Origin of the sequence: Paenibacillus sp. PvR133 (genome assembly GCF_017833155.1) — a bacterium.
In the GTDB taxonomy this organism is placed as follows: Bacteria; Bacillota; Bacilli; order Paenibacillales; family Paenibacillaceae; genus Paenibacillus; species Paenibacillus polymyxa_B.
The window spans coordinates 2399704-2411199 of sequence record NZ_JAFIBS010000001.1; the positions used below are offsets into that span (position 1 = coordinate 2399704).

Here is an 11496-nt window from a genome sequence, read left to right on the forward strand (position 1 = left end):
GGATAAGCGGGTTTTGAGAGCTGTCTGATAGATAGGGTTTAAATGAATCGATCATGGAGGACTCACCGAGTCCTAAGTATTGTAGGCAGGCCGATGGCCGTTCTCCTCCAGTCTATCCGTCAGTGCGGATGCGTTGCAGGCCGTTACCTGCTAGACGAACGGCCTTCGACGCTGCTGGAGGAGAATTGCGGGCCGTCATGGCCTATGATTTTCCCTACCAGCTTAAAGGAGATATATCAATGAGAAAGCTATTAATTTTCCTTTTAATAGCACCAATGGTTGTGATCAGCGCATGTTCGTAAGATAAGCCTGAAAAAAAGGATAACCTTGTATACGTGGAAGGTGGAACCTTTCAGAACAACAAGTCCAACAACTCTGGAAAAAGCGTGACCCTAGCGAACTTTTATATCGGCAAATACGAGGTAACTCAAAAAGAGTGGGTTGAAGTCATGGGAAGTAATTCCTCGGTATTTGTAGTCGACAATATGCCGGTAGAAAACCGTATTACAACATAAATAAGGATAAAAAAGACCCGAATAATAAGAATGATAACGATAATATAAAATGGACAGTAACGATTAATGAGGAAGCTAACGGTTACCGTTTGCCCACAGAAGTGGAGTGGAAATATGCTGCAGGCGGAGGTCAGGCGAGCAAGGGCTACACATACAGCGGAAGCAATAATGCCGACGAGGTCGCATGGTATTGGAAAAATGCCGGAGACAAGTACTTATCTGGAGACTGGAACTGGCCTATCATAGAGAGCAACAATAATAAAACAAAATCGATCGGTACCCGGAAACCCAACGAGTTAGGAATTTACGATATGTCTGGCAACGTAAGAGAATGGTGTTGGGACTGGTATAGAGACCAGGTTTGATGCGAATGGCTTTGGACCCGATCAAGGGTTTCGTGTAGCTCGTAGAGATTAGTCGGAATAAGGCACAACAAACGAAGGTAAAACTATACCAGCTAATAGCTTGTCAAGATTACCAGTAAAGTGATTCTAAATCATGTGGTATAGTTAAAATGAGCATGCCAAATAACCCTCCAATTTCTATTTTGTCTTGGAAGGTTATGCCAATAATAATCTTTTAAATTCGACGGAATTCCTTTTTGTTTTTCAAGATTGCATAGAGCCAATGGACGAGCTTATTTGCACATGCGATTAGAGCTACTTTATGTGGTTTTCCTTCTGCTCTCTTGCGATCATAGAACGCTTTGATTCGTATATTTCGGGAGCGTATAAGTCCACACTGGACAGCCATTACCAGTGCGTAACGCAACTGCCTGGAACCACGTTTCGTGATTCGGTTTCGAGTTGCTGTAAATTTACCGGAAGCAAAGACACTCGGGTCAATGCCTGCAAAAGCCACTAGCTTTTTAGGATGATCAAATCGGTCGACTTCTCCAATTTCAGATAAAATTGTTGCAGCAATTCTATGCCCAATACCGGGAATCAATTGAATTAATTCATACTCTTCAATTTCTTCAGCCAGAGCATCTATGTTCTGTTCCAGTTCAGCAAGATGCTCTTGGTACTGAAGAATAAGGGTAATAAGAACTTTCAAATTGAATTAAGTGGCTTGCATACATGGTTTGCTGAAATGGGTTTTGCTTTGCCGCGTCTAGCAGTCGCTGAACCCGTTGGTTAATCCAGCCCTCTGAACGCCCCCGTTTCGAAGAAAGTAATTCTTTCATCTTAGCTTTGAGTGTAATTTCATCCGTCTGCAAAACTGAATATGAGGTTGGAAATTCACTTAAAAACCGTAGTGAAATACGGGAATACATAGCTCCAAAGACGCCTTTGTAAGCTGGGAAAACCTGATCTAAAACGGCTTGGAATTGCAGCTTCGTCTGTACACACATCTTTGAAAGGGACTCATACTGTCTTGTAAGATAGCGCAGATTGAGAAGTTGCATACCTCTTTTCTTAAAAGGTTCAAACTCTTCCTTGTAGTACAACTCTCCCAATAGGTAAGCGTCCGCAGCATCCGTCTTTACTTTACGAAGTTGAGACTTTCTAAGCCGATTTGAGATGAGCGGATTAATGACAATGTAAATGTAGTGATATTCTTCTAGGAACTGAACAACGGGACTTTGGTAATGGCCGGTTGCTTCTAGAATAAGCAGAGGACGTAGTTTGGATGCAGTCTCAACATCCTTCAAAACTTGATGTAAATTTGCTAAGCCATCACGAGTGTGTTCGAAGTGGAATGTCCCTCTGAAGGGCTTTCCGCGCGCTAAAAAGGCTTGTCCATGACTTTCTTCTTTTGAAATATCTAGACCGACAACTGGATTCATTTCATCTCTCCCTGTAAGTTTAGATTCACCGGTATCCCTATGGTTTTTCTTGTCGCTCCATAGCATCGCTTGTTATACGGGATCTTACGTCCCAACCAGCCTCAATCATGGTCATGACAAATAGGGCGAACACTATAGCGCTCGGGATCAAGTCCCACGGGCAGGTACGTTCGACCAGGCTACCTTAATCCTCTGTGCAAATGAAAGAAGGATCAACCAGAAAGAACTGGTTGATCCCATAATACGATGGGCAGGTTAGTGAATGAAGGAGAAGGGTACAGAATTGCTCCATCTTCACAGAAAATTGTTCACTTTTCCATTGGCTTTCCATATCTCACTAAAACATGCCAGAGTAATTTTAATTCTTGTAGAACTTCTTTGTAGGTTCCTCTATCGCTCCAATTACTTGGATTTCGTTTCAAGTCGATAGCTGCAGAGCCAATCATATTTGCATCAATAAAATTACTTTGCGCAATTCTTTTGGCTAGTGAAGGCATGGAAGGACCTCTAAAATCCATAGGAACCTCATCAACCAAAAGTGTAAAGCCCATGTGCCAGTAAAGATCAACTGAATACTTTAAACATATCTGCTCTAAGATTCGTCCAGTATGGGTGCCTTTAAATGATGGGTCGGCAACAAGCATCTTTACGTCTTCTTTAAGAAAAATGTCACCATGAACCTGAGCTTCGATATAGTGGTCAAGATTTCGGTTTGGCTCTTTGTTTGATGGATTTTGGAATGGTTTCTCAAGATTGACGAGCATATGGTCGATTAACTTTCGAACCGTCAGATTTCTTTCACCAATGGCAAAATCACTATAGAACGCATCCCTCATGAGAGCAGCCAAAATGAGGTCAAATTCCTCATACGTCCCCTTTTCCTTGGGGTCTTGGTGAGAATCCAAATAAGTATAAGTGCAACGATGAGAGACCTCTGTGGATAAAAGGAAATAGCATGATCCAAAACGTGGAGCAGGTCCATCGGGATGTAACATGACATTGAGTGCCCCATACTTGGGCCGTTCGCTATTGGTTGAGCCATTTATTTGGTACGCTCCGCCAAACATTTTATTCTCCCAAACGTCACGTTCACCACCTGAAAATGCTGATACACTTCCATTCGATAGGAAAGTCTCAAACTGACTTTTGTAAATTCCCTGCTCAAGTAGTCCTTCAGCAACGCTTTTCATGGTCGGATCTAATCGATCTGGGTGAAAGTGTAGCGCAATACTTGCATGAGATTTTAGTTTAGTGATAGCGTCTTCAAATGTCTTTAGCTCGATGTTGGACATACGAAGGATTTCCCTAATTGTTTGCTCTGCCTCATTTTTGCGGCTTCTTGCATAATTTGTTACATACTCTTGAGCTAATTGCTGAGACCTCGATAATTCCATGGGCAGAAGAGTCCCTTCCCTTTTTATAGAATTATAATACATGATGGTCAGTAAGGGAACTTGCATATAGAGTTATTAAATTAACGGGAAACGATAGTTCAACTAACACAAGGAGAGGGCAGACGATAAAGTGGCATATCCACGACAATATCCTTATCCCTTCTGTACAATAATGGGGGGAGGTATATTTTTTTAAAGGCTATGTTACATTCTAATGTTGATATTTGACCGTAAGAAAACCGCCTTGGTGAAAAGGCGGTTTATTGAGTATCGTTCCCTTTAGTTGAGTCCCTTTAATTTGGTTTTGCATTGATTTCCGTTAAAGTTCATGCATCACGATGTCCCACCGAGTTAAGGTAGCTTGCTGTCGGCCGCGATGCGGTTAGTCGGTGCGAATGTGTCCCTGCAATTACTTCCTCGTTCCTAGTTTTCGGGACCGAGGGTCGCCCAGACCCCGAGTGTGAATGCGGTGTTTATATGATTGATGCACCCGACTTCTTCGAAATACTTTCACACTGCTTTTTTGTTTCTATTTTTTACTCTAGCAATGTATATTTCAGTTAAGTCTTCTTTTAAACGTCACTTATTTATTACCGAGTTGTTCCGCCAAACCGATTAGAAGTCCTTCAATTCCACGAATGTAGCAGAGCCGATACGAGTCCTCGTACTGAACCACTTCGCCAACGATCTGAGCACCATACTTTGTGAGTCTGGATACCATTTCGTCAATGTCTTCAACGGTGAACATGACGCGTAGATAACCGAGGGCATTTACAGGAGCAGTTCGGTGATCGGATATAGTAGGTGGGGTGAGAAATCGCGAAAGTTCAAGTCGGCTGTGGCCATCTGGGGTAACCATCATAGCAATCTCTACACACTGTGAACCCAGCCCGGTTACACGACCAGCCCATTCACCTTCGACAGTAGCTCGCCCTTCGAGCTTCAAGCCAATCTCCTCGAAGAAAGAGATTGCGTCATCAAGGAATTCTACAACGATGCCAACATTGTCCATTCTTAGTAATTTGTTTTTTGCCATAATTTTTATCTCCTTATGTGTACAAATTTATTATCTGATCATCTTCATACTTTATACTTTATGCTTTATGCTTCTGCTCTTGAATTTCATCAATCGCACAAACTGGAACCGCCACACCCTTGGTTCGAGACTGTAAAAAGTAGATAAGCTCTCGCTTACCGTCATCGTCCAATGTATCAGTATGCCTCTTCAGTTCCTTTAAATCCATGGGCAAATCATCTCCGAACAGTGATATTACCCTTATTATAGAACGCTAGTTCGTAAGTATCAAATATCAACAATAACATTTGTCGGCGGTGAAATTCCCGCTCACGCGGACATTGAGATGGCTTGTCAGGTCATTACTTCAATGGCTTCCTTTCGCGGACTCATCCAGCGCAAACCGTTCGACAAGCCTTTCTTCACAGCGCTAATCGATGGCATTCTACTGCCTGCACTCAAAAACCCGCAAACAGCTCCAAATATCATGGACAGATGATGACCAGGCGCTTACCAGAAGAATCTACAAGGTGGATCAATCACAGAAATGATTCAACTAACGGGAAACGATATTTGAATTTAGAACAGGGAGCACACTGCCACTGTGAGGTACAAAAAGAGACCCAAATGTGATTTTGGTTGACGCAGTGAAGGATGATTAAATTTTGTAATCATACTGAAAGAGTGTTGTGGTTTGTGAAATAACAGCACCCTACTAAACACCCAATATTCTAAAAATGGTTTTTAGTCTAGCCAATAACCGGCTATTCGTCCATGCCTAAAATAAATAACTTACGTACACTAAACTATCTTTATAGGGAGGTGTCGTTGTTGAGTTGTCCGGATAAAAAAAATCGCGCAAAAAGAAAACCACAATTGTTTGCCATCCAAAAGAAAAGAAAAAAGAAACGGTTGAGTTTTCTGTATAAAAAAAAATCGTGCAAAAAGAAAACCGCAATTGTTTGCCATCCAAAAGGGGAAAAAAAGAAACGACGTCTTCTAGTTATTAAAAAAATAGTGCGGGTACCGTGTCCCCCACCTAAAGGTCAGCAATTACTTCAAGAACTTGCGGGAGCAATTGCAGAAGCAGGACCTCAAGGACTTGCAGGAGCACTTGGCCCCCAAGGATTGGCAGGACTTGCAGGAGCGATAGGAGCACTTGGTCCCGAAGGACTTGCAGGAGCACTTGGCCCCCAAGGATTGGCAGGGATTGCAGGAGCGATAGGCGCACTTGGCCCCGAAGGACTTGCAGGAGCACTTGGCCCCCAAGGATTGGCAGGGATTGCAGGAGCGATAGGCGCACTTGGCCCCGAAGGACTTGCAGGAGCACTTGGTCCCCAAGGACTGGCAGGGATTGCAGGAGCACTTGGGGCGCTTGGCCCTCAAGGACTTGCAGGAGCACTTGGTCCCCAAGGACTGGCAGGGATTGCAGGAGCGATAGGTGCACTTGGCCCCGAAGGACTTGCAGGAGCACTTGGCCCACAGGGACTTGCAGGGATTGCAGGAGCAATTGGCGCAGCTGGATTGGCAGGACCAGCAGGACCAGCAGGACCAGCAGGGCCAGCAGGAGCAGCAGGACCAGCAGGGCCAGCGGGACCAGCAGGAGCAACAGGAGCAACAGGAGCAGCAGGAGCAACAGGTCCAGCAGGAGCAACAGGAGCAGCAGGTCCAGCAGGAGCAACAGGAGCAGCAGGACCAGCAGGTGGAGTATTAGGCTTTGCAGATTTCTTTGCCTTGATGCCTCCTGATAATGCAGCAACTGTTGCTCCCGACACGGACGTGAGTTTTCCGCAAGATGGTCCAATCAGTGGGACTGCAATTACCCGTATAAATGCGAGTTCTTTTAACTTGGCTACAATTGGCACTTATCAGGTTTTGTTTCAGGTAGGTGTAAACGAACCGGGTCAACTCATTTTAACACTCAACGGCGCTGACCTGGCTTATACGGTGGTCGGGCGTGCAACAGGTACTTCTCAAATAGTAGGAATGGCTCTTGTACAAACAACGGTCATTAATTCAGTACTCACAGTGCGAAATCCTGCTGGCAATGCCGCGGCACTCACGATCACTCCATTAGCTGGAGGAACAAGACCAGTTTCCGCGCACCTTGTTATTACGCAGGTTGCATAGAGGGAAAGAAATGCAGTATTTTTCGATAATAATGCCAATATCAAATAGAGGCCGCCCTCAATATTTCTGCGGTGCAATAATTTGGTAAGGGGACATTGTGCTCCTACGACATAAATGTATTGCTTTGTAGCGATCACCGCCGACAGGGGCGTTTCTCCAGACATCTGTGATGGGGGACGTCCCTTCTTTGATAAATGTATTAAACTAACGGGGAACGATAGTTCAATAAATACATTGATACCGCAAACGAAAAAGAGGAGTAGATTTCCTTAGGGCATCTACTCCATACTTCTAACGGTTATTGTTAAATTGTTGGTTCTTTTGGCGTAATCAAAACCTACGGGTGATCTTTTGAAAGAGGGTTAGATATCGAGTTTACGGCTACCGATCCATTTCACCATGTCAGGATCGCGATGTGAAAAGAACAGGCTCTGTTTCGTATCTAACGTAGTAATCGACTCCATATCCTCTTGGCTTAACTCAAAGTCAAAGATATCGAAGTTTTCGATAATTCTTTCTTTACGAACGGACTTTGGAATCACAACAACTTCTCTTTGTGTCAACCAGCGTAAAACCACCTGAGCAACGGATTTATTATACTTTTCAGCTATGGCTGCCAATATCTCATGCTGGAACAAGTTTTTTTTCCCTTCAGCAAAAGGCGCCCAGGATTCGATCTGAACGTTATTCTCTTTCATGAATTTTGCATTTTCAATTTGCTGATTGAATGGGTGCGTTTCAACCTGGTTTACGGCAGGAACTACTTCATTATGAATAATCAAATCGATCAGGCGATCCTCATGGAAGTTACTAACGCCGATTGCACGGACCTTTCCTTCACGATACAATTCCTCCATAGCGCGCCAAGAACCAAACACATCTCCATATGGCTGGTGAATTAAATACAAATCCAAATAATCCAACTGCAATCTTTCCAGTGATTTTTCAAATGCCTTTTTTGTACGCTCATAACCAGTATCCTGAACCCAAAGTTTCGTAGTGATAAATAACTCCTCTCTTGTCACGCCACTTCGATTAATCGCTCTGCCAACTGCTTCTTCATTTAAATAAGAGGCAGCGGTATCTATCAACCGATAGCCTGCCATAATAGCGTCATAAACACTTTGTTCACATTCATTTGCATCTTGGATCTGATAAACACCAAAACCGAGTATAGGCATCTCAACACCATTGTTCAAAGTTACTTTTTGCATATAAAATCCTCCAGTATTTTTAATTATTATGTGTAAATCAACTACAATCCATATTCATAACAGACACCCACTTCACATCCTTATTATGCACCAGATGACAAAGCGATCGTTATCCCGTTCGTGCCAAATGTTTGCCTAATCCTCTCACTACCACCTACAACTTAATTTAATTCGGGGTTCAACTAACGGAAAACGATAGTTGAATTTAGAACAGGGAGCACACTGCCGCGGCAAATGCTCCCTCTTTCATTGAAGTAACAGGCAGATTGGTGCAATATCCGTCAAAATTAAATACACAAAAAAATTGACTTCGAGTGTACTCGAAGCCGTAGACTATCTTCTAAGATCAAGCATGAACTTTTGACGCTGATTTGATATGTTCCGGTATATCGTACTTTTCTCCACATTCTGGGTTATTGTTAACTGGATTCCAGGTATCGTCTAATTGACCAGCCAAAACACTTTCGTAGTAAGCCTTCTTCTCTTTTATGTGCATTAATTGAAGGTTGTACTCATGGATCTTCGCTTCTAGTTCTTTTTCTTGTTTTACAACAAGCTCAGCCCTTTCAGGAATCGTCTCATCACCTTGCAAACACATAGCAATGTAATGTTTGACTTCTGAAATCGGCAATCCTGAAATACGAAAGCAATGCACCATTCGCAACCAATCCAGATCATGTTCAGAGAATAAGCGATTGTTTCTGCCGTCTCTCGAAACGAAAGGTATTAATTGTTGGTCATCATAGTAACGGATCGTATGTTTTGTAAGGCCAGTTATTTCAGATACATCTTTTACCGTATATTTTGGTTCATGTAATGTCTGATTCAAAATTTCGAACCTCCTTGCTATTGACTTCGAGTTACTCGAATACTTTATGATGTCATTGTACCAATGTTGTGAGCGCTCATCAACTGGTAATCTCCTCTGGGAATGCGAATAAATGCTTTAACTTAAGACAACAATTACTACAGTTTATAAATGAATAACTAGAAAGAGGTTAGAAAATGAACGCAAAATATAACAAACTATTTGAATCCTTTACACTCAAAAATGGAATCGACCTTAGAAATCGAGTCATTATGGCGCCTATGACAACTTGGGCCAGTAATGAAGATTACACGATTTCAGATGAAGAAGTAAATTATTATAAAAAAAGAGTGAACGGTGTAGGTTTGGTTATAACAGGCTGTACGCATGTCCAACCAAACGGTATAGGTTTTACGCATGAATTTGCAGGCTATGACGATACATTTATTCCAAGTTTACGAAAATTAGCCGATGCGGCGAAAAGTGGAGGAGCTCCTGCGGTACTTCAAGTTTTCCACGCAGGCAACAAAGCACTTCCGACCTTAACTCCAAATGGAGATGTGGTAAGTTCCAGTGCTGTACAGACTGAAGCTACGGAATTTGCTCCTTCTGTTTTGCCGAGAGCACTTTCACATGATGAGATCATGGAAGTAATTCGTGCATTTGGAGAAACAACAAGACGAGCCATTGAAGCAGGATTTGATGGCGTTGAAATTCATGGTGCACATGGATTTTTGCTGCAAAACTTCTTTTCTCCATTCTTCAACAGACGTGAGGATCAATGGGGAGGTTCTTTAGAAAATCGCTTGCGCTTTCCGTTGGCGGTTATTCAAGAAATGAAAAATGTGATTCGAAAATTTGCAACAAAACCGTTTATATTGGGTTACAGGCTTTCTCCTGATGAACCAATTGAAGGTGGTCTGCGAATGAAAGATACCTATACATTAATTGATCACCTGATTGAAGAAGGTGTCGATTATGTGCATGCTTCACTCGTAAATGCGCTCTCGTTAAAGCCGTTCGATAGTCAGGATGAAAAAACATATCTTGAATTAATTATAGAACATGTAAATGGCAGATTGTCTGTAATGGCAGCTGGTGCTATGGACACTCGGGATGACGTTGTAACGGCTTTAGATAAGGGGCTGTCCTTAGCGGCTATTGGTCATACGTTAATCATGAATCCAGACTGGGTAGAAAAGGTTCAAAGTGGACAAGAGTCTGAAATCCAAACAGCGATAAAGGCTTCAAAAGTTGGTAAGCTTGAGCTTCCGGAAAAACTTTGGGGTGTCATCCAAGCTTCAGGTCGATGGTTTCATATCGAAGAATAACATTTTTATTGTTATCACGTTTTCATCAAGAAAGGATGTGAATTATATGTAAAATATTCAAGATAAGGTTGTCATTATTACAGGTGCCTCAAGTGGAATTGGAGAAGCGACTGCAAAAGAACTTGCCTCTAAAGGTGCGAAGCTGGTACTGGCCGCTCGTCGTGAAGCTCGTTTGCAAAAGCTGCAAGAAGCAATTCAAAATAATGGCGGGCAAGCTGTTTATAAAGTGACGGATGTTTCCTCACATGAGCAGATGGAAGAGTTAGCGGATTATGCGCTTAAAGAGTTTGGAAAAATAGACGTAATGGTCAATAATGCAGGAGTCATGCCGTTATCCCCTGTTCATGAAAAGAAAATCAAAGAATGGGATTTGATGGTGGATGTTAACATAAAGGGTGTACTTTATGGTATTGCTGCCGTTCTTCCAACCATGAGAGAAAGAAGAGAAGGGCATATCATTAACGTTTCCTCTATAGCAGGGCACTTAGTATTCCCTGCTAGTTCAGTTTATAGTGGTACAAAGTTTGCTGTGCGTGCCATTACAGAAGGCCTTCGTAGAGAAGAGTGTATCAACAATATTCGAACGACTATTGTCTCGCCAGGATCGATTGATACAGAATTAACAGCAGCAATTTCAAACTCAGAGTTAAAAACAGCAATTAATGAGGATATGAGAATTGCTATCGAGCCTTCTAACATTGCTCGTGCCATAGCATTTGCAATTGAACAGCCAGCCGATGTAGCAATTAATGAGATGATTATTCGTCCAACAATTCAAGAACTATAAAAATAGAAAAATAATGAGATATGTTGATACTGCCCTAAAAATAGATTTTGGGGCAGTATTTATATTTGTACGGTTTACATGCCCCTTGCTATTGCTATGGGATAGATATGATTTGTTAGCTCTATAAAATGGGGGTTGACCAATACAAAGCATACCATTGGAATCAGCCCAGTTTATAGATGCTTTCAGCAGATTTTCCCCATACCCTATCCCCAAAATTCTTTACATACGCAGACTCCAAATTCTACCTTAGGAGCGAAACTATCTTAATAAATACCCTCGCATCTGAAAACCCAACGTATCGATTCCCCACTACAGCAGCTCAAAATAAATTCTCGATTTTATAGTGTCCGTTTGTATGATTTGTTCAAACCCGATGTATCTAAAAATGCCTCCTTGCTCTCTATCTAAATTTCTTTCTCTCAATCATCTGTAATCTTAATTCAGATAAATCTGTCGTAGCTTGGTTGATTGCCGATCTAACAGTATCCCTCTATTAGGTTGAAATCCTAT

7 protein-coding genes and 3 pseudogenes are annotated in these 11496 nt (G+C 42.3%); 4 read left to right on the forward strand and 6 right to left on the reverse strand.

Annotated elements, in window-relative coordinates; genetic code table 11:
* The first annotated feature begins 239 nt into the window (after positions 1-239).
* Positions 240-932, forward strand: a pseudogene (locus JOE49_RS10695) (formylglycine-generating enzyme family protein).
* Between the two features lie 162 nt (positions 933-1094).
* On the opposite strand, the pseudogene JOE49_RS10700 reads toward JOE49_RS10695, so the two are convergent.
* The 4 genes and pseudogenes from JOE49_RS10700 to JOE49_RS10715 form a co-directional block, all read right to left on the reverse strand.
* A pseudogene (locus JOE49_RS10700) lies at positions 1095-2304 on the reverse strand (IS110 family RNA-guided transposase).
* A 308-nt stretch (positions 2305-2612) separates the two neighbouring features.
* Positions 2613-3698, reverse strand: a complete 1086-nt coding sequence (locus tag JOE49_RS10705; protein ID WP_209941052.1) for a DUF3626 domain-containing protein — start codon at positions 3696-3698, stop codon at positions 2613-2615.
* 583 nt (positions 3699-4281) lie between these two features.
* Positions 4282-4734, reverse strand: a complete 453-nt coding sequence (locus JOE49_RS10710) for a VOC family protein (protein ID WP_160788887.1) — start codon at positions 4732-4734, stop codon at positions 4282-4284.
* 64 nt (positions 4735-4798) lie between these two features.
* A pseudogene (locus JOE49_RS10715) lies at positions 4799-4942 on the reverse strand (IS1595 family transposase); the annotation flags it as partial.
* A gap of 602 nt (positions 4943-5544) precedes the next feature.
* On the opposite strand from JOE49_RS10715, the gene JOE49_RS10720 reads away from it, so the two are divergent.
* Positions 5545-6843 (forward strand): collagen-like protein, encoded by a 1299-nt coding sequence (locus JOE49_RS10720; RefSeq protein WP_245248367.1) that lies wholly within the window; start codon positions 5545-5547, stop codon positions 6841-6843.
* Positions 6844-7205: 362 nt separating this feature from the next.
* On the opposite strand, the gene JOE49_RS10725 is transcribed toward JOE49_RS10720, so the two are convergent.
* Together JOE49_RS10725 and JOE49_RS10730 are read right to left on the reverse strand one after the other, a co-directional pair.
* Entirely contained in the window at positions 7206-8057 is an 852-nt protein-coding gene (locus tag JOE49_RS10725) for an aldo/keto reductase (RefSeq protein WP_209941053.1), read from the reverse strand.
* 346 nt (positions 8058-8403) lie between these two features.
* A complete protein-coding gene (locus JOE49_RS10730; RefSeq protein WP_023987240.1) occupies positions 8404-8886 on the reverse strand; it encodes a MerR family transcriptional regulator in 483 nt (160 codons plus the stop codon).
* Between the two features lie 176 nt (positions 8887-9062).
* Here JOE49_RS10730 and JOE49_RS10735 point away from each other — a divergent pair, with 176 nt between their 5' ends.
* Both JOE49_RS10735 and JOE49_RS10740 read left to right on the forward strand, forming a co-directional pair.
* Complete coding sequence (locus tag JOE49_RS10735) at positions 9063-10196, forward strand: NADH-dependent flavin oxidoreductase (protein ID WP_209941054.1); 1134 nt, start codon at positions 9063-9065, stop codon at positions 10194-10196.
* Positions 10197-10251: 55 nt separating this feature from the next.
* Positions 10252-10983: an SDR family oxidoreductase gene (locus tag JOE49_RS10740; protein ID WP_348635898.1), complete on the forward strand. Its 732-nt coding sequence runs from the start codon at positions 10252-10254 to the stop codon at positions 10981-10983.
* Positions 10984-11496: the final 513 nt, after the last annotated feature.